The 24,873-nt window shown below is 63.0% G+C and carries 24 protein-coding genes and 2 tRNA genes; 12 read left to right on the top strand and 14 right to left on the bottom strand.

The features are described from left to right. Positions 1-69 precede the first annotated feature (69 nt). Positions 70-1,221, top strand: coding sequence for an SGNH/GDSL hydrolase family protein (locus K1177_RS12345; RefSeq protein WP_224703580.1), 1,152 nt, complete (start codon positions 70-72; stop codon positions 1,219-1,221). Here K1177_RS12345 and hpt read toward each other — a convergent pair. The 5 genes from hpt to K1177_RS12320 all read right to left on the bottom strand — a co-directional run bounded on the left by hpt (position 1,218) and on the right by K1177_RS12320 (position 9,881). Continuing rightward, positions 1,218-1,763: a hypoxanthine phosphoribosyltransferase gene (hpt, locus tag K1177_RS12340; RefSeq protein WP_224703579.1), complete on the bottom strand. Its 546-nt coding sequence runs from the start codon at positions 1,761-1,763 to the stop codon at positions 1,218-1,220. The genes K1177_RS12345 and hpt overlap by 4 nt on opposite strands. A 358-nt stretch (positions 1,764-2,121) precedes the next feature. After that, a complete protein-coding gene (locus tag K1177_RS12335; RefSeq protein WP_224703578.1) occupies positions 2,122-3,549 on the bottom strand; it encodes a glutamate synthase subunit beta in 1,428 nt (475 codons plus the stop codon). 10 nt (positions 3,550-3,559) lie between these two features. Next, entirely contained in the window at positions 3,560-8,302 is a 4,743-nt protein-coding gene (gltB, locus tag K1177_RS12330; RefSeq protein WP_224703577.1) for a glutamate synthase large subunit, read from the bottom strand. A gap of 514 nt (positions 8,303-8,816) precedes the next feature. Further along, a complete protein-coding gene (dps, locus tag K1177_RS12325; RefSeq protein ID WP_224703576.1) occupies positions 8,817-9,290 on the bottom strand; it encodes a DNA starvation/stationary phase protection protein Dps in 474 nt (157 codons plus the stop codon). Between the two features lie 132 nt (positions 9,291-9,422). Next, positions 9,423-9,881 carry an Hsp20 family protein gene (locus K1177_RS12320; protein ID WP_224703575.1) on the bottom strand — a complete coding sequence of 153 codons (459 nt, stop codon included), beginning with the start codon at positions 9,879-9,881 and terminating at the stop codon, positions 9,423-9,425. A 409-nt stretch (positions 9,882-10,290) separates the two neighbouring features. Here K1177_RS12320 and K1177_RS12315 point away from each other — a divergent pair, with 409 nt between their 5' ends. Beyond that, positions 10,291-11,262, top strand: a complete 972-nt coding sequence (locus K1177_RS12315) for an alpha/beta fold hydrolase (protein ID WP_224703574.1) — start codon at positions 10,291-10,293, stop codon at positions 11,260-11,262. A 39-nt stretch (positions 11,263-11,301) separates the two neighbouring features. On the opposite strand, the gene K1177_RS12310 is transcribed toward K1177_RS12315, so the two are convergent. Further along, positions 11,302-12,477, bottom strand: coding sequence for a multidrug effflux MFS transporter (locus tag K1177_RS12310; protein ID WP_224703573.1), 1,176 nt, complete (start codon positions 12,475-12,477; stop codon positions 11,302-11,304). Between the two features lie 496 nt (positions 12,478-12,973). Between K1177_RS12310 and K1177_RS12305 the strand changes: the two genes are divergently transcribed. Genes K1177_RS12305 through K1177_RS12295 form a run of 3 tightly spaced genes read left to right on the top strand, consistent with a single transcriptional unit; the run spans position 12,974 to position 14,468 of the window. Further along, positions 12,974-13,660, top strand: coding sequence for a glutathione S-transferase family protein (locus tag K1177_RS12305; RefSeq protein WP_224703572.1), 687 nt, complete (start codon positions 12,974-12,976; stop codon positions 13,658-13,660). Beyond that, positions 13,657-13,995, top strand: coding sequence for an ArsR/SmtB family transcription factor (locus K1177_RS12300; protein ID WP_224703571.1), 339 nt, complete (start codon positions 13,657-13,659; stop codon positions 13,993-13,995). Before K1177_RS12305 ends, K1177_RS12300 begins: the two co-directional genes overlap by 4 nt. Next, positions 13,995-14,468 carry an SRPBCC domain-containing protein gene (locus K1177_RS12295; RefSeq protein ID WP_224703570.1) on the top strand — a complete coding sequence of 158 codons (474 nt, stop codon included), beginning with the start codon at positions 13,995-13,997 and terminating at the stop codon, positions 14,466-14,468. The genes K1177_RS12300 and K1177_RS12295 overlap by 1 nt, the downstream gene beginning before the upstream one ends. A 203-nt stretch (positions 14,469-14,671) precedes the next feature. Here K1177_RS12295 and K1177_RS12290 read toward each other — a convergent pair whose 3' ends face one another. Next, a complete protein-coding gene (locus K1177_RS12290) occupies positions 14,672-15,616 on the bottom strand; it encodes an alpha/beta fold hydrolase (protein WP_224703569.1) in 945 nt (314 codons plus the stop codon). Positions 15,617-15,703: 87 nt separating this feature from the next. On the opposite strand from K1177_RS12290, the gene K1177_RS12285 reads away from it, so the two are divergent. Then, positions 15,704-16,423, top strand: a complete 720-nt coding sequence (locus tag K1177_RS12285; RefSeq protein ID WP_224703568.1) for a helix-turn-helix transcriptional regulator — start codon at positions 15,704-15,706, stop codon at positions 16,421-16,423. 175 nt (positions 16,424-16,598) lie between these two features. Here the strand turns inward: K1177_RS12285 and K1177_RS12280 are convergent, their stop codons facing one another. Beyond that, on the bottom strand, positions 16,599-17,054 hold the full coding sequence (locus K1177_RS12280) for a cupin domain-containing protein (protein ID WP_224703567.1): 456 nt from the start codon (positions 17,052-17,054) through the stop codon (positions 16,599-16,601). 123 nt (positions 17,055-17,177) lie between these two features. On the opposite strand from K1177_RS12280, the gene K1177_RS12275 reads away from it, so the two are divergent. Beyond that, the gene (locus tag K1177_RS12275; RefSeq protein ID WP_224703566.1) at positions 17,178-18,080 is read left to right on the top strand and encodes a LysR family transcriptional regulator; all 903 of its coding nucleotides are present in this window, start codon (positions 17,178-17,180) and stop codon (positions 18,078-18,080) included. A 121-nt stretch (positions 18,081-18,201) separates the two neighbouring features. Here the strand turns inward: K1177_RS12275 and K1177_RS12270 are convergent, their stop codons facing one another. Continuing rightward, positions 18,202-18,621, bottom strand: coding sequence for a DUF1761 domain-containing protein (locus K1177_RS12270; RefSeq protein WP_224703565.1), 420 nt, complete (start codon positions 18,619-18,621; stop codon positions 18,202-18,204). Between the two features lie 35 nt (positions 18,622-18,656). Then, positions 18,657-19,073 (bottom strand): VOC family protein, encoded by a 417-nt coding sequence (locus K1177_RS12265; protein WP_224703564.1) that lies wholly within the window; start codon positions 19,071-19,073, stop codon positions 18,657-18,659. Positions 19,074-19,152: 79 nt separating this feature from the next. Here K1177_RS12265 and K1177_RS12260 point away from each other — a divergent pair, with 79 nt between their 5' ends. After that, on the top strand, positions 19,153-19,836 hold the full coding sequence (locus K1177_RS12260) for a helix-turn-helix transcriptional regulator (protein ID WP_224703563.1): 684 nt from the start codon (positions 19,153-19,155) through the stop codon (positions 19,834-19,836). Positions 19,837-20,060: 224 nt separating this feature from the next. On the opposite strand, the gene hisN is transcribed toward K1177_RS12260, so the two are convergent. Further along, the gene (hisN, locus tag K1177_RS12255) at positions 20,061-20,849 is read right to left on the bottom strand and encodes a histidinol-phosphatase (protein ID WP_224703562.1); all 789 of its coding nucleotides are present in this window, start codon (positions 20,847-20,849) and stop codon (positions 20,061-20,063) included. Positions 20,850-20,930: 81 nt separating this feature from the next. Then, the gene (locus K1177_RS12250; protein WP_224703561.1) at positions 20,931-21,824 is read right to left on the bottom strand and encodes an N-formylglutamate amidohydrolase; all 894 of its coding nucleotides are present in this window, start codon (positions 21,822-21,824) and stop codon (positions 20,931-20,933) included. Between the two features lie 255 nt (positions 21,825-22,079). Between K1177_RS12250 and cpdR the strand changes: the two genes are divergently transcribed. The 3 genes from cpdR to K1177_RS12235 all read left to right on the top strand — a co-directional run bounded on the left by cpdR (position 22,080) and on the right by K1177_RS12235 (position 22,728). Further along, positions 22,080-22,439 carry a cell cycle two-component system response regulator CpdR gene (cpdR, locus tag K1177_RS12245; protein ID WP_046105558.1) on the top strand — a complete coding sequence of 120 codons (360 nt, stop codon included), beginning with the start codon at positions 22,080-22,082 and terminating at the stop codon, positions 22,437-22,439. 109 nt (positions 22,440-22,548) lie between these two features. Continuing rightward, positions 22,549-22,623, top strand: a tRNA-Val gene (locus K1177_RS12240). Positions 22,624-22,653: 30 nt separating this feature from the next. Beyond that, positions 22,654-22,728 (top strand) — tRNA-Val (locus tag K1177_RS12235). A gap of 50 nt (positions 22,729-22,778) precedes the next feature. Here the strand turns inward: K1177_RS12235 and K1177_RS12230 are convergent. Beyond that, positions 22,779-23,177 carry a winged helix-turn-helix transcriptional regulator gene (locus tag K1177_RS12230; protein WP_224703560.1) on the bottom strand — a complete coding sequence of 133 codons (399 nt, stop codon included), beginning with the start codon at positions 23,175-23,177 and terminating at the stop codon, positions 22,779-22,781. 125 nt (positions 23,178-23,302) lie between these two features. On the opposite strand from K1177_RS12230, the gene K1177_RS12225 reads away from it, so the two are divergent. Next, a complete protein-coding gene (locus K1177_RS12225) occupies positions 23,303-23,896 on the top strand; it encodes an NADPH-dependent FMN reductase (RefSeq protein ID WP_224703559.1) in 594 nt (197 codons plus the stop codon). Positions 23,897-23,996: 100 nt separating this feature from the next. Here K1177_RS12225 and K1177_RS12220 read toward each other — a convergent pair whose 3' ends face one another. After that, complete coding sequence (locus K1177_RS12220; RefSeq protein ID WP_263574811.1) at positions 23,997-24,794, bottom strand: phosphodiesterase; 798 nt, start codon at positions 24,792-24,794, stop codon at positions 23,997-23,999. Between the last annotated feature and the right edge of the window lie 79 nt (positions 24,795-24,873).

Here is a 24,873-nt window from a genome sequence, read left to right as displayed (position 1 = left end):
AAGCGACCGGCATGGTGCGCCGCGCCGGGGTTTGCTAGGACAGGCTGGTTGTCGAGACGTGGATTGAGCATGCGCCGCTGGGTTCTGACATTGCTGATCGGGCTGTTCGTGCTGGTGGACATCGCGCCCGTCCTTGCGCAGGACAATGGCGCCGTGCAGGTGGCGCAGGCGCAGAAGCGCCGGACGCTTTTTGACCTGCTGTTCGGCGAGCCCGAGCCGGAACCGGTGCAGGAGCAAAAGCCGCAGAAGCGCACGGCTCCTGCCGCCACGGCCGCCCTGCCGCCGCCCAAGCCGCAGGTGGAGAAGGCAGCTGATGCCACGCGCCTCGCCGTCTTTGGGGATTCCCTGGCCATCGATCTCAGCAAGGCGCTGGAGCGCTATTATGCCGAGGACGCCAATCTGGTGGTCATCAACCAGGGCGTCAGTTCCTCGGGCTTCGTGCGCGCGGACTATTTCGACTGGAACAAGGCCATCGGCGAGCAGATCGCCGCCAATAGTTTTGATCTGGCAGTGGTGATGATCGGCATCAATGACCGGCAGGAGCTGTCCGCCAATGGCGAGACGCTGGCCCCGCTGTCCGATGCCTGGAACTCGGCCTATCAGGCGCGCATCACCGATTTCCTGGCCCAGTTACGCGCGGCCCGCAAGCCGGTGATCTGGCTGGGCCTGCCGCCCATGTCCAAGACCGAATATTCAGCCGCCATGAGCAAGATCGCCAATATCCAGCGGTTGGCCAGCTTTGCCGGCGGGGCGGAATATCTTGATATCTATGAGCGTTTTCTGGGCGAGGACGGCAAATATTCCTCCTATGGGCCGGATGTGAACGGGCAGAACGCCCGCATGCGCAAGGATGACGGCATCCATTTCGCCGCCGCTGGCGCTGACAAGCTGGCCTTTTATCTCAGCCAGACGGTCAAGAGCTTCTATCGCGGCGCCGGCACCACGCTGGCGGCAGCCGACCCGCTGGCCGGCACCGATGCCGCGGCCATGCTGCGCCCGCCCTATCAGGGGCTGGGACAGACGCGGCTGCTCGAAGTGGCCGGAGCGGTGATCCCGATCAGCCGGGTGGCGGTGCGGGCCGATGACCTGCTGCTGGCCGGGCGGGCGCAGCCGCCGGCGGCGCCGTTCACGCTCGAGGACCTGGTCAATGCGCCGGTCGGGCGGGTCGATGCCTTTGGCGTGGGGGCCGCGCCAGTGGCCGCGGAAAACGTCGGGCGTTAGTTGTCTTCGACGAACCGCACCGCGCCGATGTGGGGCAGGTTGCGGTTGCGCTGGGCATAGTCGATGCCATAGCCGACGACAAATTTGTCTGGAATATCAAAGCCTACCCATTTGGCGTTGACCTCGGTCTCGCGCCGGCTGGGCTTGTTGAGCAGGGCACAGACTTCCATGCGGCGCGGGTGACGCGTCTCAAGGATTTCCAGCACGTGCTTGAGGGTGTAGCCGGTGTCGACGATGTCCTCGACCACCAGCACGTCGCGGCCGGCGATCTCGCCGCGCAAATCCTTGAGAATACGCACTTCCCGGCTCGATTCCATGGCATTGCCATAGGATGAGGCTTCGAGGAAATCGACCTCCACCGGCAGGTCGAGCTCGCGCACCAGGTCGGCGATGAAGATGAACGAGCCGCGCAGCAGGCCGACGACGACCAGCTTGTCGGTATCGGCGAAATGGGCGGAAATCTCCTTGGCCAGCGCCTCGACACGGGCGGCAATGGCTTTGGCCGAGATCAGTTCATCGACGACATAGGGCTTCTGGGTCATGGCAGGATCCGTGTAGCACCCCGGTGGTTGGGGCGCAGCATTTTGGAGCGAAGTGTTAGCAGAGTGCTGACCGGTTCGGTAGCCAAACAGGCGCATGGCGCACAGCGATGGCGTCGATGGGGGGATTTGGGGGATTGGCGGGACAATCGATCACCAGGCCCGGCTATGGATCACCCGGACGAGCCGGGTGATGACGGCGACGGTGAGATCGCGATGATGTTCCCACCTTGGCAGTCCCCCACCTAACCTCCCCCTGAAGGGGGAGGGATCGTTCGGTGGGTGAGACGAGATCGTGCCCCACACTCGATAAGTCCCTCCCCCTTTCAGGGGGAGGTCAGGTGGGCGGTACGAGAGCCGCCTAGCGCGGCAGGGCGGTCTTGCCCATCAGGTCGAAGTCGATGGAGCGAGCGGCCTGGCGGCCCTCGCGGATGGCCCAGACCACCAGGGACTGGCCACGGCGCATGTCGCCGGCGGCATAGACCTTGGGAACGGTGGTCTTGTAGCTCATGGTGTCGGCGAAGAGATTGCCGCGCTTGTCGAGCTGGGCGCCCAGCTCGGTCAGCATGCCCTCGTGCACCGGCGAGGCAAAGCCGATGGCCAGCAGAACCAGATCGGCCTTGATGACGAATTCGGTGCCGGGGATGGGCTGACGCTTGCGATCGACGCGGGCGCATTCGACGCCCGTCACCTGACCCTTGGCATTGCCAATGATCTTCATGGTGCCGGCGGCGAATTCGCGGATGGCGCCTTCGGCCTGCGACGACGAGGTGCGCATCTTGACCGCCCAGTTGGGCCAGTTGGTCAGCTTGTTTTCCAGCTCGGGCGGCATGGGGCGCACGTCGAGCTGGGTGACGGCAATGGCGCCCTGGCGGAAGCTGGTGCCGACGCAGTCAGACGCGGTATCGCCACCGCCCACCACCACGACATGCTTGCCGGCAGCGGTCAGCTGCAGCTGGCTCGACACATCCTCGCCGCCGAGGCGACGGTTCTGCTGCACGAGGAACGGCATGGCATAGTGCACGCCATTGAGATTGGTGCCCTCGGCATCAACATCGCGCGGCTTCTCGGCGCCGCCGCAGAGCAGCACGGCGTCGTGCTTGGCCTGCAGCTCGGAGAGCGGCGTGGTGACGCCGACATTGACGCCATAGTGGAAGGTCACGCCCTCGGCCTGCATCTGCTCGACGCGGAAGTCGATGTGGTCCTTTTCCATCTTGAAGTCGGGAATGCCATAGCGCATCAGCCCGCCAGCCTTGGGCTCGCGTTCGTAGAGATGCACATCATGGCCGGCGCGGGCGAGCTGCTGGGCAGCCGCCATGCCGGCCGGGCCCGAGCCGACGACGCCGACCGACTTGCCGGTCTTGTGCGCTGCGATCTGCGGCTTGACCCAGCCGGAGCGGATGGCGCGGTCGGCAATGGCCTGTTCTACCGTCTTGATGGCGACGGGCACGTCCTCGAGGTTGAGCGTGCAGGCTTCCTCGCAGGGGGCCGGGCAGATACGGCCGGTGAACTCGGGGAAGTTGTTGGTGGAGTGCAGATTGCGCGCCGCCTCTTCCCAGTCGCCGTTGTAGACCAGATCGTTCCAGTCGGGGATCTGGTTGTGCACCGGGCAGCCGGTGTCGCCATGGCAGAAGGGAATGCCGCAATCCATGCAGCGCGCTGCCTGGTCGACAATGCGGCCTTCACTCATGGGAATGGTGAATTCGCCAAAGTGGCGGATGCGGTCGGAGGCCGGTTCATACCGGGGCTCTTCGCGCTCGATCTCGAGAAAGCCTGTTACCTTACCCATTTTGCTCTCCCTATTCCGCAGCCGCGCCGATGGCGCCAGAGGCCCGCTTCTTTTCCATTTCCTTGATCGCCCGGCGGTATTCGACCGGCATGACCTTGACGAACTTGGGGCGCATTTCGACCCAGTGGTCGAGAATGAATTTGGCGCGCGTCGAGCCGGTGTAGTGCAGGTGATTGGAAATCAGCTGGTGCAGGCGTTCGTCGTCATGCTTGGTCATGTCGCCGGAAATGTCGACACGGCCATGCCATTCGAGGTCCCCACCATGGTGGTGGATCTGCTGCATCAGCGCCTCTTCCTCGGCCACCGGCTCGAGGTCGACCATGGCCAGGTTGCAGCGGTCGCGGAAGGTCTCGTCTTCGTCGAGCACATAGGCCACGCCACCGCTCATGCCGGCGGCGAAGTTGCGTCCGGTCGGGCCGATGACCACGACCACGCCGCCGGTCATATATTCACAGCCGTGATCGCCCGTGCCCTCGACCACCGCAATGGCGCCCGAGTTGCGCACGGCGAAGCGTTCGCCGGCCACACCGCGGAAGTAGCACTCGCCGGCAATGGCGCCATAGAGCACGGTGTTGCCCACGATGATGGACTTCTCGGGCACAAAGCTCGCCTTGTCGGACGGGCGCACGACGATGCGGCCACCCGAGAGACCCTTGCCGACATAGTCATTGGCGTCGCCAATCATGTCGATGGAGATGCCCCTGCCCAGGAAGGCGCCAAAGCTCTGCCCGGCGGTGCCCCGCAGGGTGATCGAAATGGTGTCGTCCGGCAGACCTTCGTGGCCGTAGCGGGTCGCCAGCGCGCCCGACAGCATGGCGCCGGCGGAGCGGTCGCGGCTGCGGATGGGCAGGTCGATCTGCACGGCTTCGCCGCGGGCGAGCGCCGGTTCGGCCAGCTCGACCAGCTGGCGGTCGAGCACGGATTCGAGGTGATGGTTCTGCGTCTCGGAGTGGTAGAGCGTGTCGCCACCGAGCGGCTCGGGCTTGTAGAACAGCTTGGTGAAGTCGATGCCTTCGCTCTTCCAGTAGTCCTTGAGATGCTTGTGATCGAGCAGGTCCGAGCGGCCGATGAGATCCTGCAGGGTGCGGGCACCCAGCTCGGCCATCAGGCCGCGCAGCTCTTCGGCGATGAAGAAGAAGTAGTTGATGACATGCTCGGGCGTGCCCTTGAAGCGCTTGCGCAGCACCGGGTCCTGGGTGGCAACGCCAACCGGACAGGTGTTGAGATGGCACTTGCGCATCATGATGCAGCCGGCCGCGATCAGCGGCGCGGTGGAGAAGCCGAACTCGTCGGCACCCAACAGGGCCCCGATCAGCACGTCGCGGCCGGTCTTGAGGCCACCATCGACCTGCAGCCGCACGCGGCTGCGCAGGCGGTTGAGCACCAGGGTCTGGTGGGTTTCGGCCAGGCCGATTTCCCAGGGGCCGCCAGCATGCTTGAGCGAGGTCAGCGGGGACGCGCCCGTGCCACCGTCATAGCCCGAGATGGTGATGTGGTCGGCGCGCGCCTTTGCGACGCCGGCCGCAACGGTCCCCACGCCCACTTCCGACACCAGCTTGACCGAGATATCGGCGCGCTCGTTGACGTTCTTGAGGTCGTAGATCAGCTGGGCCAGATCTTCGATGGAATAGATGTCGTGGTGCGGCGGCGGGCTGATCAGGCCCACGCCGGGGGTGGAGTGACGGGTCTTGGCGACGATCCAGTCGACCTTGTGACCGGGCAGCTGACCGCCTTCGCCGGGCTTGGCACCCTGGGCGACCTTGATCTGCAGCTGGTCGGCATTGACCAGATATTCGGTGGTGACGCCAAAGCGGCCCGAGGCGATCTGCTTGATGGCCGAGCGCATGGGGTTGGCCGAGCCATCGGGCAGGGGCTTGTAGCGATCGGGCTCTTCGCCGCCTTCACCGGTGTTGGACTTGCCGCCAATGCGGTTCATCGCCTTGGCGAGCGTGGTATGCGCCTCGCGGCTGATCGAGCCGAAGCTCATGGCGCCGGTGACGAAACGCTTGACGATCTCGCTGGCCGGTTCGACCTCGTCGAGCGGCACGGCGGTGCCGAGCGGCTTGATGTCGAACAGGTTGCGGATGGCCAGATAGCCATTCTCGCCGCTGTTCACGCGGCGGGCAAAGCTGTTGTAGCGCTCCTGGGCGTTCTCGGGCGACTCGTCATGGGTGCGCACGGCATGCTGCAGGTCGGCCACCACATCGGGGCTCCAGGCATGCTTTTCGCCGCGGATGCGGTACATATATTCGCCGCCCACATCGAGCGCCTTGCGCAGCACGATGTCGTCGCCAAAGGCGTCGGCATGGCGCCGCACGGTTTCCTCGGCGACTTCACTGAGGCCCACGCCCTCGATGGTGGTGGCGGTGCCAAAGAAGAAGCGCTGGACGAATTCGGTCGAGAGACCGACGGCATCAAAGATCTGCGCGCCGCAGTAGGACTGGTAGGTGGAAATGCCCATCTTGGACATCACCTTGAGCAGGCCCTTACCCACGCTCTTGATGTAGCGGTAGACCACTTCATGGGCGTCGACCTCGGCCGGGAACTCGCCTTCGGCATGCAGGGCCGAGAGCGTCTCGAAGGCGAGATAGGGGTTGATGGCTTCGGCGCCATAGCCGGCCAGCATGGCGAAATGGTGCATTTCGCGGGCTTCGCCGGTTTCCACCACCAGGCCCGACGAGGTGCGCAGGCCCTTGCGGATCAGGTGATGGTGCACGGCGGCGGTGGCCAGCAGCGCCGGAATGGCGATGCGGTCGGCCGCGACCAGCCGGTCGGACAGGATAATGATGTTGTACTCGCCACGCACCGCTGCCTCTGCCTTTTCGCAGATGGCGGCAATAGCGGCTTCCATGCCTGCCGCGCCCTGGTCGGCGGGGTAGGTGATGTCGATGGTCAGCGTCTTGAACTGGTTGTCTTCCATGTCGCCAATGGCGCGGATCTTTTCGAGATCCTCATTGGTGAGCACGGGCTGACGCACCTCGAGACGCTTTTCGCGCGAGCTGCCTTCGAGATCGAGAATATTGGGGCGCGGGCCGATGAAGCTGACCAGGCTCATCACCGATTCCTCGCGGATCGGGTCTATGGGCGGATTGGTCACCTGGGCGAAGTTCTGCTTGAAATAGGTGTAGAGCAGCTTGGACTTCTGGCTCAGCGCGGAAATGGGCGTATCGGTGCCCATCGAGCCCACGGCTTCCTGGCCGGTGGTGGCCATGGGCGCCATCAGGATCTTGATGTCTTCCTGGGTATAGCCAAAGGCCTGCATGCGATCGAGCAGGCTCTCGGTGGTCACCGGGGCCTTGGGCGCGGTTTCGGGCAGGTCTTCGAGCACGATCTGGCTGCGCGCCAGCCACTCGGCATAGGGATGCTTGGTGGCCAGGGTCCGCTTGATCTCTTCGTCGGAGATGATGCGGCCTTCTTCCAGGTCGATCAGCAGCATGCGGCCGGGCTGCAGGCGCCAACGCTCGACAATGTCCTCATCGGGAATGGTCAGCACACCCGATTCGGAGGCGAGGACCACGTGGCCTTCCTTGGTCACCAAATAGCGGGCGGGGCGCAGACCATTGCGGTCGAGCGTGGCGACGACATAGCGGCCGTCGCTGAGCGACATGGCGGCCGGGCCGTCCCAGGGTTCCATCAGGGCGGCGTGGTATTCATAGAAGCTGCGGCGCGTCTCATCCATCAGCGGATTGCCGGCCCAGGCTTCGGGGATCAGCATCATGGCCGCATGGGGCAGCGAATAGCCGCCACGCACGAGGAATTCGAGCGCGTTGTCAAAGCAGGCGGTGTCGGACTGGCCCTCATAGGAGATCGGCCAGATCTTGGTGATGTCGTCGCCGAACTTGGGCGAGGACACCGAGGCCTGGCGCGCGGCCATCCAGTTGACGTTGCCGCGGATGGTGTTGATCTCACCATTGTGCGTGGTCATGCGATAGGGATGGGCCAGCTTCCAGGACGGGAAGGTGTTGGTCGAAAAGCGCTGGTGCACCAGGGCAATGGCGCTTTCGAAGTCGTCATCATGCAGATCGACATAGAAGGCGCCCAGCTGGTCGGCCAGGAACATGCCCTTGTAGACGATGGTGCGGGCCGACATGGAGACAACGTAAAAGCCGTTGTCGCCAGCGGACTCAGGGATCTGCGCATAGACGGTGTTGGAGATCACCTTGCGCACGATGAGCAGCTTGCGCTCGAACTCGTCGAGGCTCAGGCCCTCGGGGCGGGCGATGACCATCTGTTCGATGATCGGCTGGGTGGCAATGACGCCGGCCGAGAGCTTGGAATTGTTGGTGGGCACGACGCGCTCGCCCAGCAGGGCCAGGCCTTCCGATTCCAGGCAGGACCGCACCACGGGCGCCACGCGGTCGCGCAGCCCCTCGGTGTTGGGATAGAACAGCATGGCCACGGCATAGTTGTGCTTTTCGGGCAGCGCGAAGGGCAGCACCTTCTTGAAGAAGGCATGCGGGGTCTGCACCAGGATGCCGGCGCCGTCGCCCATCAGCGGATCGGCGCCCACGGCACCGCGGTGTTCGAGGTTCTCGAGGATTTCGAGACCCTTTTCGACCACTTCGTGGCTGGGCTTGTTCTTGATGTTGGCAATCATGCCGATGCCGCAGGCATCATGCTCGTTGGCCGGATCATACAGACCCTGCGCCTCGGGGCGACCTGTGGCAACGCGGCGACCGTCACGGATCAAGGTTTTGACATTGGCAGTGCTCGCCGTGACGGGAGAGTGGGTTCCGTTCCGCGGGTGTGCCATGACAATGGTCCTCGTTATCTGGTCGCGCCCGTTTTGCCGGGCCCTGTTGCTGTGTCGCGCATCCTGTTGGTGCCGGCGAACCGGCGGGCTGGATGCATATGTGTCCTCTGGCGGGCGCGCTGTCCATGCGGGGCGTACCGAGTACGGCTCCGATGAGCAGCTACGTCCATGCTTGGGGAGCGGCACTGCATCCAAATGGCCGCTCATCTTCGGGCTAGTTTAGCCCCGCTTGTCCGTTTCCGCTATCGTCTAGCGGGCCAGCCGGACCGGCGTGCGCGCTGACCGCGGAGAGCGGGGCGACGCGTCAGATAGGACAGTTGTACTGCCCTATCGAATTCACATTTGCATAATTCCAGACTGGGAGCAAGCGCCTTTGGTCCGCCGGGCGGGGAAAAAATAGGACATTGCCGATTTTGCAATAGGACAGTGTAGGCAATTGCGGGGTGCCGCGCATGGAAAAGGGGCGCTTCCGCCTGGAAACGCCCCTGATCGTCTGCCAAATGGCTATGATTGCCTATTCGAGATGGGACTTGATGAACCAGAGGTTCTTGTCCAGCTCGCGCGAGAAGGCGGTCAGGATATCGGCGGCATCGGCATCGCCAGCCTCGTCGGTGGCGTCAATGTCCTCGCGGACCTGGTTGGCCAGGGTGGCAAAGCGATCGGCCAGCGCCGTCAGATGCTCGGTGACCTTGCGGATATCGGTGGGATAGGGCGACAGCGCCGTGGCCTTGGCGACGACCTGGGAGGTGCCCAGGGCAATGCCATCGAGCTGGGCAATGCGCTCGGCGATCACATCGACATGGGTGTCGATGGCGGCGCGCATGGGGTCGAGCATTTCATGGACGGCGATGAAGTTGGGACCCTTGAGGTTCCAATGGGCCTGCTTGACGATGAGCGCCAGGTCGATGGCGTCGGCCAGGCGGGCGTTGAGAATGTCGATGACGGTGGATTTTGCGTTAGCCTTGAGGGCAATCGATGGAGTTTTCACAACAACGTCCTGTCAATAAAAATCAAAATGGGTGGTCGCGCCAATGATGGGCGTGGCGGGGAGCCACAAAGCAAAAGGCGCGCAGTGCTTGCGTACTGCGCGCCAGATATGTGGCTATATCAAGTCAGGCGATCAGTTGACCGACTGGTCCTCAATACTGGCCTGGGTGCCGGCGTTGATCTGAATCGTGCGCGGCTTCTTGCTCTCGGGCAGCTCGCGCTTGAGTTCGAGATGAAGCAGGCCGTTCTCGAGCGTGGCGCCCTGAACCTCGACATAGTCGGCCAGCTGGAAGCGCAGCTCGAAGGCGCGCTCGGCAATGCCGCGATGGAGGAATTCACGGGCCTTCTCGGCGGTTTCTGCCGGCTTGGCACCCTTGACGACGAGGCTATTTTCCTTGGTCTCGATGGCAATGTCGCCATTGGCAAAGCCGGCGACGGCGATCGAGATGCGGTAGGCGTCTTCACCGGTGCGCTCGATGTTGTAGGGCGGGTAGGTCTTAGCTTCCTGGCCCACCAGGGTATCGAGGCGGTTGAAGACGCGGTCAAAGCCGACGGTCGAGCGATAGAAGGGGGAAAAATCGATGGTCTGCATAGTCACATTCTCCGTAAAGCAACGTGGATGTCCCGGTGGTCTCCTGTTGTGCTCCCAGCATTAGGCGAGCCCAGAAATCGGAGGTCGGGGTTCCCGGATAATCCGGCGAACGGCTCAGATATGGGCGTGGATTTTTCCGGTTCAAGACCCCAAAAATGGCGGAACAGTGCGGAAAATGCGACGGCGCCACAATGGTGAACCCAGACTGAACGTCTCGGTCCGTTCAGGTTCAGGCCGGCTGTTTTAGAACGGGGTAATGATCGCAGGATTGTTCCTGGATCATTGCGGCGGCCCTGTCATCCGCCCCCCGCCCGGGTCGTCGTATGAAAGCCGGCATCCTACGGGATGCCGGTTTTCTTTTTGGCCGGTGTTTGCTCTAAGTCAGCCATCGACACGAGCGGCCCATAACATGACATCCCAAGCCTCCCCCGACGCCAGCCTGGTCAATATTGCGTCCAATCCGGTGCCCGAGGGCGCACGGGTGGGCTTCATGACCACTTCGGACAATGTGCGCCTGCGCTATGCTATCTGGCCCAAGTCGGAAGGGGCGCATCGCGGCACGATATGCCTGGTGCAAGGGCGCACCGAGTTCATCGAGAAATATTTCGAGACCGTTGCCGATTTCCGCCGGCGCGGCTTTTCCGTCGCCACCTTCGACTGGCGCGGCCAGGGCGGCTCGGAGCGGCTGATCGGCAACAAGAGCCTGGGCTATGTCGACCGCTTCGAGGACTACTGGACGGACCTGAAGAGCTTTCACGGCCATATGCTTTTGCCCGAATGCCCGCCGCCGTTCTATCTGGTGGGCCATTCGATGGGCGGGCTGGTCTCGCTCAATGCCGCCATCAATGATCGCATGATGTTTGATCGCGTGCTGGTTTCGGCGCCCATGGTGGCGCTCGACCGGCAGCCGCTGAGCATGGCGGGCATGGCGCGGGTTGCCGAAGTGCTGAGCTTTTTCGGCCTAGGCCGATTGCCCGTCGCCCGCAAGGCCGACAAGCCGGCTTCGGAAGCCACCTTCCCGGGCAATCCGCTGACCGGCGATCTCATCCGCTACATGCGCATGGTGGATGTGCTGCGTGCCCGGCCGGACCTGGGCATCGGTTCTCCCACTGTGCGCTGGGTGGCCGCCGCCATGGGCGCCATGGCCGAGGCGACCAGCGACAGCTTCCCGGCCCGCATCAAGGTGCCGCTCTTGATGCTGGCCGCGGCGCGGGACGAAGTTGTTTCCCCCGGCGCGATCGAGCAGTTGGGCCTGCGCATGCGCATCGGCCGCCATGTGGTCATCGCCGGGGCGCGACACGAGCTGTTCATGGAAACCGATGTGATCCGCGGCCAGGTGCTGGCAGCGTTTGACGCGTTCATTACCCAGCAGAGCCAGTAGGGCCCCGGTTGGGCTCGTGCGTCGCTGAGGCCGCGGCGTTCAAGAGGCGGACATCGGGCGCTCCCTTGCCTGGCCCGTGCCCTTGGATCGAGCCCCTCTCGCCCAGAAGATCGCCATGAGGGAGACGCTACCCAGAATGAGCGATCCCCATGCCAGGGACCCCGGCGTGCCATCGTAGCCCTGCCCAATCACTGACCCGAGCAGCGTGGCTCCCATGGCCTGGATGGCGCCAAATGCCGACGCAGCGGTGCCAGCAACCTTGCCCAGGTTCGTCATCGAGAGGGCCCCCAGCGTGGCGTCGGCCCAAGTGAACATGGCCATCATCCCGGTGATCAGGAACAAGAACAGCCAGAAGGGCAACATATCCAGAGACAGCGCGACCACCAGAACCGCCGCAAACCCGACATAGGCGGACAGGGCAATCAGGCCGATGGCCGGAGCACCGAAGCGCCGGATGAGGCGCGAACAGACAAAGGCTGCTCCAGACTGGACAATTGCTGTCGCCGCCATTGCAAAGGCGAAGAATCCTCCAAGCCCGAATGCCTCGCCATAAACCGGCTGGGCCGTGGCAATGAAGCCGTAGAGTGCCCCCAGCAGCACCATGGCGGCGAAGCCATAGCCGAGGGCATTGCGGTCCTTAGCGATAATGGCGAGGCCGCCCCAGATCGAGCGAAAGCTGAGGGATCGACGGTTCTCCGGCGCCAAAGTCTCGGGCAGTTTGCACCATGTCCACACCAGCACGGCCAGTCCGAGAGCCGCCATTGTCAGGAAGATGGCCTGCCAGCCAGCGACCAACAAAATGGCCTGACCTATCAGAGGCGCCACGACCGGCAGAATGAGGAAGGCCATCAACGACAGCGACATGGCTTCTGCCATCTCGCTGCCGGAAAAATGATCCCGCAAGACGGCCTGGGACAGTCGTGTGGTGCCGACACCCAACCCCTGGACGAGGCGAAGCGCGAGCAGCACCTCCATGCTTTGCGCGAATGGCGCGAGCAGGGAAGCGACCACAAACAATGTCAGTCCGGCCAAGATCGGCAGGCGGCGTCCATAGGCGTCCGCGATCGGGCCGACCAGGAACGCCGCGACGGCTGCACCCGCAAGGAAGACACCCACAGTCAACTGCGCCAGATTGGGCGCGGTTGTCCCCATCGCGCGGCCAATATCGGGCAGCGCGGCGAGCATGATGTCGAGAGCAATGGAACTGAGGCCCATCAGGGCAGCGACAAGCAGGACGAGCTCACGTCGTCCCAGACCAGCTATGCTAGATAATTCGTGCACCCACCGGCAGCGACATGACCGTCCAGACCAACCCTGGATCGTGCGGTCGCTACACAGGGAAAATGGCACGGGAACAATCGATCCGCAACCGGCAGCACTGCCCGTTGCGCTTCAGGTCAACCTGGCGGCATTTCGAACGAATGCATCACCAGGCCCGTTGGCCAATACGGGGTCTGCAGCGAACCGGCGCGAACGGCGCAATCTATCGGCCGTTTGGCGAACATGTCGATTTCCCGAAAACGGACATCGCTGCTGGACGCCTGCAACGACCAAGCAGGGGTGGGAAAGGGACTGGCGGCTTTTGGATTGACGTCGATCATTGCTGCCGTGGTTTGACAATCTGAAATCAGTTTCCATTAGTGGAAAGTTTATTGCCAAGGCACTGCCGGCCAGATAATAGTTTCCTCTCAAGGAAACATATGGATTTGCCATGAGCCTGACCTTATATCTCCACCCGCTTGCCTCCTTTTGTCACAAGGTGCTGATCGCACTCTATGAGAATGACATTGCGTTCGAGGCCAGCCTCGTTGATTTCTCGAACCCAGGTTCTGCGGCGGCGCATATCGAACGCTGGCCCGTCGGCAAGATCCCGGTCCTCCATGACAGCGTGGGCAACCGGGTGGTGGCAGAGACCAGCATCATGATCGAATACCTGCAGCGGCATTACCCCGGCCCAGTGCCCCTGATACCTGACGATGCTGGCCCTCAGCTCGACGTGCGCCTTTGGGACCGCTTCTTTGACCTCTATGTCAGCGTTCCGATGCAGAAGATCGTCGGGGATCGCATTCGGCCCGAGGGGGCCACGGACCCTTTTGGTGTGGCGGAAGCACGGGCTACGCTGGACACGGCCTATAGGATGATCGAAGGACAGCTCTACAACGGGCCATGGATCACCGGCGATACCTTTACGATGGCCGATTGTTCGGCGCTGCCGGCCCTGTTCTTTGCCACAATCGTGCATCCGCCCGGCGATGAACGCCCGATGCTGCGCGACTATCTCGAACGCCTGCTCGCGCGACCGTCTGTACGGCGTGTCTTTTCCGAGGCGCAGCCGTATTTCAAGTTCTTCCCCTATCGGGAGGCCATGCCGGCGCATTTCCTGGAACCCATGTCATGACAGGACAGAACAATCTGGACCGGTTTTTCGAGGTGATGGCCGACCCGTACCGTCGGGGTTTTGTCGAACGCCTATGCAAGGGTCCGGCAACAGTAACGGAACTCGCCGCTCCTGCGGCCGTGCAGTTGCCGGCGGTGCTAAAGCATCTCAAGGTGCTGGAAGACGGCGGGATTGTCGTCAGCCAAAAAACGGGCCGTACCAGGACCTTCCAGATGCGGAAGGACGCCTTCGTCACATTGGCGGCGTGGGTCGATCAGCGGCAGCGCGAACTGAACTCCGCCTTTGACCGTCTGGCTGACCTGATGGCGGAGATTCCAGAGAAGAAGGATCACTGATGGGTGTGACCGTTGACCACAGGTCGTTCGTTATCGAGCGGGAATTGCCCGGCAGTCCTGGGCATGCCTTCCGCTTCTGGTCGGAACACGAACTCAAGCGCCGCTGGAACGCCTGCCATCCTGACTGGCAGGTGATCGAGGATCGTTTCGACTTCCGGGTCGACGGGCATGAGAGCGTGATCTGGCGCATGCCTGATGGCACCAAACAGACCATGCTGGCGCATTTTCTGGAGGTCCATCCGCGCCAGCGTATCGTCTATGCCTACACGATGCGCACCAATGAGGTCCCCATTTCGTCCTCGCTCGTAACGGTGGAGTTCGAGGGGCAGGATGGCAAGACCATCATGACGTTCACCGAACAGGCTGTCTTTGCCAATTCTGCTGATGGAGACATGCGCGAGAGCGGCACCGGCATCGGGTTTTCACGTCTCCAAGAGATCATGGCGGATGGGCTGGAAAGCGCTCGGCTGTAGGGACGTCAGCTTTTGGGAACTCATTGCCGTGGCTTGGATGGCAACAACGGGGTCGGCAGCGGACTGGCGGCTCTCGTGGTCTTTAAGCACGAAGGCGGTAGCGGATGGTGGCTCGTTTTCCTTGCCGTCGTTGAACGCCTTGGGCCGGCCAGTCCACCCCCTGGCCAAGCTGGGGGTGGATGGGGCGTGGAAAGATCCAGGGATCAGGTGGCGCTCTTTTGTGCCAGCCAGTTCACGATCACCTGGTTGGTTTGCTCGGGCATTTCCTCCTGAATCCAATGGCCGCAATCGAGGCTGACCACGTCCACATTGGGCACGAAGTCTGCCAGCTTCTCGAATTTGGGGATCACATCCCGGTCGCCATAGATCATGAGCGTTGGCTGACGGATGATCGGATCGACGTGTGCCAACAGGTGCCAGTTGCGGTCGAGGTTCCGATACCAGTTGATGCCGCCTGTGAACCCGGCCTTTTTGAAGGCCGAGACGTAAACCGCCAAGGCGCTCTCATCCATAATGGGCTCGCCGCGCGGCGTTTCCGCCCTGGCCAGATTGATCATAGCCATGCCCGGCTCGGGCGCCTGGAGGGGCACGTTCTTGCGGAACAGGTTGCGCAGGAAGCGGGCTGCGTTCGCGTCCAGAATGGCGTCGGCGACGCCCGGCTGCCGATTGAAGTGAACGAAATAGTAGTCGCTGCCCAGGATCAGCTCGAGGAACTCGATCCAGGGTGTTTCGCCACGCTCCTGGTAGGGCAGGCTCAGATTGATCACCTTGTTGACGCGGCCGGGATGCAGCAGGGTCAGCCCCCAGACAACCATCGCCCCCCAGTCGTGGCCGACAAAGGTCGCATCCTGGTATTGGTAGTGATCGAGAAGGGCGACGAGATCGCCGGCAAGATGGTCGATGTCATAGTCCGTCACGTCGGCCGGGCGGGACGAATTGCCATAGCCGCGCTGGTTCGGAACGATGACGTGGTAGCCTGCGGCGACAAGGGCGGGCACCTGATGGCGCCAGGAGAAGGCAAGCTCCGGCCAGCCATGGCAAAGCACAATGGGATTGCCCTTGTTTTCTCTGCCGGCCTCGAAGACTTCGAGCTCCACACCATTGACCGCGACAAGGGTGGGCTGGGGAAAGTCGATTGTATTGAGCATAGATTTTTCGCCTTGCTGAGATGTGCAGCCGCTGACTAAAGGCGAATGGTGCCAAACTTTGACACCATTGAATGACAGCGTGGTCCAATGACAGCTCGCCTCCGACAAGACGCCATCGTGCGCAGCCTGCGCCGCACCGGCACGTCCACGATCGCCGAACTGGCCGCGGAGGTCGGTGCGTCCAGGCGCACGATATTGCGTGACATCAGCGCGCTGCGAGACGAGGGCTTCGTCATTCATTCCGAACCGGGTCGCGGCGGCGGTCTGCAGCTTGATCCGCAGTCCGTCCAGACCATGGCTCGGCTTTCGGTCGCCGAGGTCTTTGCGCTGCTCATCAGCGTTGCCTCCATGCGGGCCGCCGGGAATCTGCCCTTTGCGGGGCTGGCCGATGCCGGGCTTGCAAAGATCGAGAAGGCCCTGCCACCGGACAAGGTGCGCGACTTGCGCCGATTTCTGGATTGCCTCTATGTCGGGCAGCTGTCACCCCTGGTCGATATTTCGAACATGGGGGAAATGGACCCGGCGCTGCTCCCCGCGTTCGAGACGGCATTTCTGCACAGACGGCGCTTGCGCATGCTCTATCGCGACGCAAAGGGCGCTGGATCGGAGCGACATGTCGAACCACAGGCCATGCTGATCCTGCCGCCTCTCTGGTATCTGGTGGCCTGGGATCCGACGCGGCAGGACTTTCGTCACTTTCGAATGGACCGGATCAGCCGGCCGGAAATCGACGAAGGTGCCCCTTTTCACCGGAGACACGTGCCGTTCGAGGATCACGTTCGCCCGGTTCGGGATCTATCGCGCTAGGCGTCGCACGATCAGCCGTCACGATGGGACGGTGGATTTCAGGCAGCCGCCCAGACCGCGGGGCCTAGCGCGAGAGCGCCGCAGTATCCGGGCCAATCCTTCCCCCTCCGCGCCGCCTCAAAGAAAAGCGGCCGGGACGGCGACGTCCCGACCGCAGTGGCCTGGGGTGCGCCAATCAGTCGATCGGCGGGCCTAGAAGGTCGATACCATGGGCGGCGCAGATGCTGGCCAGGGCCTGCTGCTGCTCCAGCGTGGGCGGAAGCTGCTCGGGCAGGCCGTCCATGGCGGCAGGCCGCGCGGCGGCCCGGACCATGTCTTCGAAGCGGCCGTGGGTCATGGTCAGGCAGCGTGCCTGCTCGGACAGCACGCGGAAGCCATGCACCGAGCCCTTGGGCAGATAGATGGTATCGCCACGACCAGCGTGGAGCACCGCGCCATCGCGCTGGAAGCGGAAATCACCATCGAGGATGAAAAAGGTCTCGTTTTCGTCGTGATGGACATGCAGCGGCGGCGCAAAACCTTTGGCCATGCGGTGCTCGATGATGGAGAGCCCGTCGGCATTGTCTTGCTGTTCGAGGTGGATGATCAGATGGGCGGTCATGAACCAGAGGTTGTTTGCTGTCTTGGTCATTGTGTTGTCCTGTCGATTGAAGTCTTTCGCTTTTGCCGGTCGGCTTTTGCTTGCGCTCTGTTTATCGAAAGGCAGAAGAATGATAAGACCGATCATCGGACAACATTGGCTGGATAATCGCGCATGAAGTCGCTGGACCCGCTGGAGGGCATCGCCGCGTTCCTGGCCGTCGCTAGGCATCTCAATTTCACCAGGGCAGCCAGCGAGATGGGCATGTCCCGCGCCACCATTGGTGCCCAGGTCAAGGCACTGGAAACCAAGACCGGCATCCGCCTGCTGCACCGCTCGACGCGCAATGTGGTGTTGACCGAGGCGGGCCAGGCCTATCTCGAGGCACTCAACGGCGTGCTGCCGCAAATCCGCGAGGCCGAGCGGGCGGCGCTGAGCTATCAGGAAGAGATCGTGGGCCGCCTCAAGATGTCGGCGCCGCCCGATTTTGGGCAATTGCACCTGGCGCCCATCATTGCGGAGTTCCTGATCGAGAACCCGGCCCTGTCGATCGATTTGTCGTTCTCACATGCCTCGGTCAACCTGATCGAGGATGGATATGACCTGGCGATCCGCGGCGTGATCTCGGTGGAGCCGAACCTGATCACCCGCCACATCGGGGATTCGCCGCTGATGATCTGCGCCTCCCCCGACTATATCACCCGGCATGGGGTTCCCAAGGAGCCGGGGGACCTTGCCGCCCATACGCTGCTGCACTTCTCCGGGCTGCGCTGGGGCAATGTGTGGCAGTTCCGGAACAAGGAGCAGACGGTGCGCGTGCCCATTGCGCCACGCTATCGGGTCAATGACGGCATCAGCCTGCGGGATGTGGCCATCGCCGGGGCGGGGGTGACCTTGCTGCCCCGCTTCCAGATCGGGCCGGACCTGAAGAGCGGGCGCCTCGTCCAGCTTCTCAGGGATTGGCCGGTCGGCACCGTCCCCGTGCATGCGGTGTATCCGGCCAACAAGAACATCGCCTCAAAAGTGCGCCGATTTACTGATCTGCTCGTCAAGCGACTGCCCAAGGATGCGCTGTGAAAACGGGGGCACTTCCGGCGTGTGGACGAGATTGCCGTTGCCAGCGCGGTGATGCCTCAGGCTTGTCCGGAGGGATCAGCACAGGCGCGCTCGTTTGGTGATGACCCGGGCGGGTGCTGGCCTATTGCAGCAGGAACAACAGGGTGGTTGTCACCAGGCTGCTGACCAGGAAGTAGGGCCCATTCACCAGCGCATAGGCGAATGGCTTGGGGAAGTTGGGATTGATGGCAATGGTCATGCACATGCTGAGCTGATAGCCGACGCCAATCACCAGCCCGAACGCGAGCGCATCGGCAAGGGTGGCAATGCCGACCATGCGCATGACGGCCGCTGTGGTGACGATCATGACGACATTGCACGCAAAGGGGCCGAGGATGGTCAGCACGTCGGGCCTGGTGGCTGGCACGGGCTCGCGGCCCAGCGCCCGGGCGTAAGGTCGGGGAACCAGGGCGCCAAAATAGACGCCACCAAAGACAAAGCCGAATGCGGACGCCGCCAGCACGCCCCAGAGACTGATCTGCGCAAATGCACTGAAAACCATGGTTGAATCTTCCACTGAAGTCTGGTTGCGGGCGCTCAATGCGCGCCGTTGTTCTGGACGTCGAGCACCCAGGTGATGCCGAACTTGTCCTTGAGCATGCCGTAGAGCGGGGACCAGCCGGCCAGCGCCTGCAGAATCTCCCCATCCGCCTTGAGCTTGTCCCAATAGGCCGTGATCTCGTCATTCGAGGTACCGCTGACGGACATGAAGAACGGGCTCTGGCCAGGATCATAAGCCCGGCTCGCCGGCGCGTCGTAGGCCATGACGGCAAAACCTTCCGGTGAAACCACACGCCCCCAACTGACCAGGTCGGCCTCTGCAGCATCGGTCGTGCCATAGACCTGCGCGTGCGTGAGCAGCACCAGTTCGCCACCAAAGACCGATTGGTAGAAGGCGAGGGCAGGGCGCGCGTCGCCCCGGAAATTGATGTGGGCGACGGTCTGGATACTCATGGGTTCTCGTCCTGTGACTGGATGAAAGGGATGAACCGGGTATAGAAGGGCACAACTGACACTTCGCGGCAGTTGGACAATGAGCGGACCAGACAGATTGTTGCGCCTGCTGCAGTTGATGCGGGTCATGGCGCCGCCGATCACGGCGCTGCGCCTGGCGGCTGAACGCGGGGTGTCGGTGCGATCGATCTATCGCGATATCGAGCTGTTGCGGCTGTCCGGCGCCCGGATCGAGGGCGAGCGGGGTTATGGCTATCGCCTGATCGAGGATTATGCCTTGCCCCCGCAAACCTTCGATCGGCTCGAAATCGAAGCGATCGCGGTGGGGCTGGGAGAGGTGCGCCAGATGGGCGATCCGGACCTGGCGCGGGCGGCCGAGGCCGTGCTCGCCAAGGTTGCTGCAACCCTGCCGGATGATCGTGAGCAGCAGCTGCTGCATTCCATTTCCCATGTCTATCGGCCAGACGGGCGCTATGGCCCACATCCGCAATTGCAGGCCATTCGCCAGGCGTGCTGGGACGAACATGAGATCGAGATCGGCTATCAGGATCAGGCTGGCAGTTTCACCCAGCGGCTCATTCGCCCCCTGGCCATCATGTACAGCGATCGCGTGATGACCGTTCTGGCGTGGTGTTGCCTGCGCAACGACTTCCGCATGTTCCGGGTCGACCGGATTGGAACAATGTCACGCACCGGGACCAGTTTCCGGCCCCGAAGGGCCAGCCTGTTGCGGGATTATCTTGCCAAGCTCACCGAACAATAGCGCTGGATTGGTCGGGGGACGCCGGCATTGGCCGGTTTGCTCGGGCGATCCGGTGCGGGACCAATGGATCACCCGGACGAGCCGGGTGATGACGCTCTGTGGTGGGGAGGCTGAGGTGCCTGACGGGTGGCGCTGAACCCCTCATCCTGCCCTCTCCCCTCAGGGGAGAGGGGGCGATGGCTGGGATGTCGGGGTTCTCGCCCCAGGGCGAAAGAGGCCAAAAGCTAGCTGGCGTTGACGAGGGCCAGGGCCTTGTCGAGGAGCTCGGGGGTGGCGGCGGCGACGACATTGCCGCCGCCGGTGGGCTCGGAGCCGTCCCAGCAGGCGATGGCGCCGCCGGCTTCGCGGATGATGGGGACGAGCGCGGCGATGTCGTAGGTGTTCAGGTATGGCTCGATGACCAGATCAGCCTGGCCAGCGGCCAAAAGGGCATAGCCATAGCAATCCATGCCGAAGCGCTGCAGCCGGGTTGCCGCTTCGATGGCGTGCCACTTGGCCTCGATCTCGGGCGTGTTGAACAGGCGGGGCGTGGTGGTGAAGACGCGGGCGGGGGCCAGTTCGGTCTGGCCGCTGGTGCGGATGGGGCTGGTGACGTCGCTGCGGCGATAGCTGGCGCGGCCCGGCACGGCCAGGAAGGTCTCGCCGATGAAGGGCTGGCTCATCAGCCCGGCGATGGCCACGCCCTTGTGGGCAAAGCCGATCAGCGTGCCCCAGACGGGGGCGCCGGAGATGAAGGCGCGGGTGCCATCGACCGGGTCGATGATCCAGCTGTAGTCGTGCTCGCCCGATACGCCCCATTCCTCGCCGATGATGGCATGGTCGGGAAAGGCCTCGGCGATGACGGCGCGGATGGCGGTCTCGGCGCCGCGGTCGGCCTCGGTGACGGGGTCAAAGCCGGCAGCCAGCTTGTTGTCGATGGCAAGGCCCGTGCGGAACAGGGGCAGCGTGCGCTCGGCCGCGGCTGCGGCGGCGGCCAGCAGCGTGGCTTCAACTTTGGCAAGATCGATGGTCATGACGACGAGGCCTCCTGGTCGGGCCCTGTCTTAGCGGTGGCGCCCGGCGCAGGAAAGCCAAAAGCGGCGTGGCTCGCAGGGTTACTCGGCGGCGCGGGCCAGGCCAGGCTGGCCGGCGGCAAGAGCCACCAGATCGATGCCGACCAGGGCAAAGATCAGCCGGTCGATCAGCGCCCGAATCGCCTCGAAACCCTCGTTCTGGGTCAGCGTCACCTCATTCATGTAAAGGTGGCGGCTGATCTCGATCTGCAGGGCATGCACGCCATGCTGCGGGCGGCCATAGTTGCGGGTGGCAAAGCCGCCGGCATAGGGCCGGTTGCGCGCCACATTGAGCCCGGCGCTGGTGAAGATGGTTTCGACCAGATCGACCAGGCCCGGGGCACAGGTGGTGCCATAGCGGTCGCCCAGCACGATGTCGGGCGCCGCCTTGTCCTGGGCGCGCTGGATGCGCGGCATGGAGTGGCAATCGATCAAAAGGGCGACACCGAAGGCGCTCATGGCTTCGCTCAAGAGGCGCTGCAAGGCGGCGTGATAGGGATGGTAGATGCCTTCGATGCGCATGGTGGCATCATCCAGCGTCAGGCGCTCGCGATAGATCGGCTTGTTCTCGGCCACCACGCGGGCGAGCGTGCCCAGGCCGGCGGCGACGCGGGGCGAGGTGGTGTTGAAGCGATCTGACAGGGGCTCCACGAACATGGTGGGGTCCAGTTCCCAGGGTTCGCGGTTGACGTCGAGATAGGCGCGGGGGAAATGCGCCCGCAGCATGGGGGCGCCCAGATGGGGCGCGCGGGCGAACAGTTCGTCCACCCAGGCGTCCTCGGACTGGCGGATAGACAGATGGTCCAGCCGGGTCATGGCCAGGAAGCGCTCGGGATAGACGCGTCCGGAATGGGGCGAATTGAACACCACCGGCGCCACCAGGCGACGCGGACGAATGGTTTCAAATGCTGGTTGATCCCAATAGTCGGACCGCACGCTACCTCCTCGGGCCAGCGCCTGTTTCCGGTGCTGGTGATTTGCCCTGAGTTTCGCCGTTTGTACCCAGCTTGTCCAGATTGTCACAAAAACAGCGATGACAAAGCGGTTGATGTTGCAGATCGGCAAACTTCGCTTAAACATCCCGCGTTATGGTGCGACTCGCGCCAGGAAGGCGTGGGATTGTTTCGCGCCATGCGTTTGCGGTCCGGTGGCGACATCGGGCACAGCACGTCGGGGACCCGGAGAGGTTTTATGAAGCGAATTCTGCTCGCAGAAGACGACAACGACATGCGCCAGTTCCTGACGCGGGCGCTCAAGAATGCCGGCTATGAAGTGGTGTCGTTCGACAATGGCCTGAGCGCCTATGAACGCCTGCGCGAAGAGCCCTTTTCGCTGCTGCTGAGCGATATCGTGATGCCGGAAATGGACGGCATTGAGCTGGCGCGCCGCGCCACAGAGCTCGATCCGGACCTCAAGGTGATGTTCATCACCGGCTTTGCCGCGGTGGCGCTGAACCCTGACAGCGATGCGCCCAAGGACGCCTCGGTGCTCAGCAAACCCTTCCATCTCAAGGATCTGGTCAACGAGGTCGAGCGCCTTCTGGCCGCCTGAGAAAAAAGACTATCCACAATCAGCGGTTTGCCCCCTTGACCCCAGAATGGGTTTTATGGTCTATCCGCGCCACCGGCAGGGCCTGATGGTTCCGCCGTCCCGGAGAGATGGGCGTATAGCTCAGCGGGAGAGCACCTCGTTGACATCGAGGGGGTCACAAGTTCGATCCTTGTTACGCCCACCATCTCTCTAAAGACTTTCGCCGACTGGCGATGGGAGTATAGCTCAGCGGGAGAGCATTCGCTTCACACGCGAAGGGTCACAAGTTCAATCCTTGTTACTCCCACCATTCCTTCTTTTCGGTCCGATTTGACCTGAGGCTGCGGGGCAGATGCCCCGCTATTTGCCATGGGCAACCGCGTAGCGCGCGCGGGCTTCGGCGACTTCCCTGCCGTTGCGCAGCGTCCAGGCGTGGATGGCGGCCAGCGGATCCTGCAATTCGCGCCCCATGGCCGTCAGCTCATAGTCGACCCGCGGCGGGATGATCGGCGTCACCGTGCGATGCACGATGCCGTCTTCCTCAAGCTCCCGCAGGGTCTGGGTCAGCATTTTCTGCGAGATGCCCTGCAGCTGTCGCCGCAGCTGGGAGAAGCGCTGGGGGCCCTGCATGAGCGCCATGATGACATAGAGCGACCAGCGGCCACTGATGCGGCCCAGCATTTCGATCATGGGAACGGCGACGCTGGTGCATTCCTCATAGGTCTTGGGTGGTTTCGTCAGGGTGCCCAGGGTTGCCATGTGGTGCCTCCGGTAAGGAAAAAGTGCCGTCTTGTGGGGTGTTTGGATGGTCACCAATATAGAGTCAGTTACGTTCAGTGACTAGATACCTATTTACTCCTTAAGCAGGAAAAGAGACCATCGCTATGAGCAAGCCTAGAATCGGCATCATCATTTCCACCACGCGCGAAGGCCGTTTTGGCGATCGGGTGGCGCGTTGGGTGGCCGAATTGGCCGTCGCCCAAACGGATATCGAGACCGAGATCGTTGACCTCAGGGACTACCCACTGCCCTTTTTCGAGGCCGCAGCATCGCCCGCCTATGTGCCGATCGAAACGCCCGAGGCCCGCAAATGGGCGAACAAGATCGCCGAGCTGGACGGCTATATTTTCATTACGGCGGAGTACAACCACTCCATCTCCGGCGTGCTCAAGAATGCGGTGGACTATCTGTTTGCCGAGCCAAACCGGAAGCCGGCCGCCTTTGTGGGCTATGGCGCGGTGGGGGGCGCGCGGGCGGTGGAGCAGCTGCGGCTGATGGCGATCGAGCTCGATATCGTGCCGCTCAAGAAGGCGGTTCACATCAATATGGAGCCCATGCTCGGCCTGCTGCGCGAGGGCAAGGATTTCGCCGACTATCCCTATCTGGCGCCGACGGTGACAACCATGCTCGATGAGCTGTCGTGGTATGCGCAGACGCTCAAGGCCGGGCGGCAGTCGGCACAGCGCGACGCTGCCTGATGAAAAACGGCAAGTCCGACCGCAGGGTCGGGCTTGCCAGTCCGGCATGGCTTAGCCTGGGCTGCCTGATCGGCAGGCCGGGCAAAGGCACTGAACGGTATCAGTCCCTGGACCAGAAGATGTCGGCATTGCCATCGATGAAATCATCGAACAGCACCGTGGTGCGATCGGGCGTGCCGACGACGACGGCCATCTGGCCGGGGCCAGAGATGCGGCGCATGGGCGCATCGGGGCGGTCAACGGAGAAATCGACCGAATAATGCCCGCCCGCCAGGGTGGTGAAGGGCAGGCCATGCCAGGTGGCGGTCGAGGTCAGGTGGACATGGCCGGCAATGACCTGGCGGATGTCGGGATGGGTCTTGAGCGCGGCGATGAAGGCATCGGGCTCGAGCATGCGGATGCGGTCAGAATGAATGTGCAGCGCATTGGCATTGTGGTGCAGCACGACGATGACGGGGCGATCCATGGCCTCGGCGAGGCGCGCGGTGAGCCAATCGATCTGGGCCTGCTCCAGCACGCCATCGACGCGGCCGGGCTCGGAGGAATCGAGCATGATGATGCGATAGCCCTTGGTATCGATCACCTTGTCGACGTGACCGGTCTCGGCGGCAAAATCATCGCCGAAGACGGAGAGGAAGGTCGGGCGGTCATCATGATTGCCCAGGGTGATATGGGCAGGGATGGGCAGGCGGGCGATGATGGTCTTGAGGCGCTCATAGGCTGCCGCTTCACCACGGTCGGCCAGGTCGCCGGCCAGGATGCAGAAATCGGCATCGGCATGGCGGGCCAGCACGGCATCAACCGCCTGTTCGAGCCGGGCTGCAGTATCGAGCGTTACCGACAGGGCGCCCTCGGGCACCAGGTGCAGATCGCTCATAATCACAAATTTCAACGTCATGTTCGCCTCGCAGGATGATGCGGGCGTGGTAGTGCGGGCCCATGACCCTGCCATGAAGGGTGGGTGACGGGTGTGCGAC

It is taken from the genome of Devosia aquimaris, from assembly GCF_020169335.1.
In the GTDB taxonomy this organism is placed as follows: Bacteria; Pseudomonadota; Alphaproteobacteria; order Rhizobiales; family Devosiaceae; genus Devosia; species Devosia aquimaris.
Note: the sequence above shows the minus strand (reverse complement) of the source record. Positions and strands in the feature narration are given on the sequence as shown.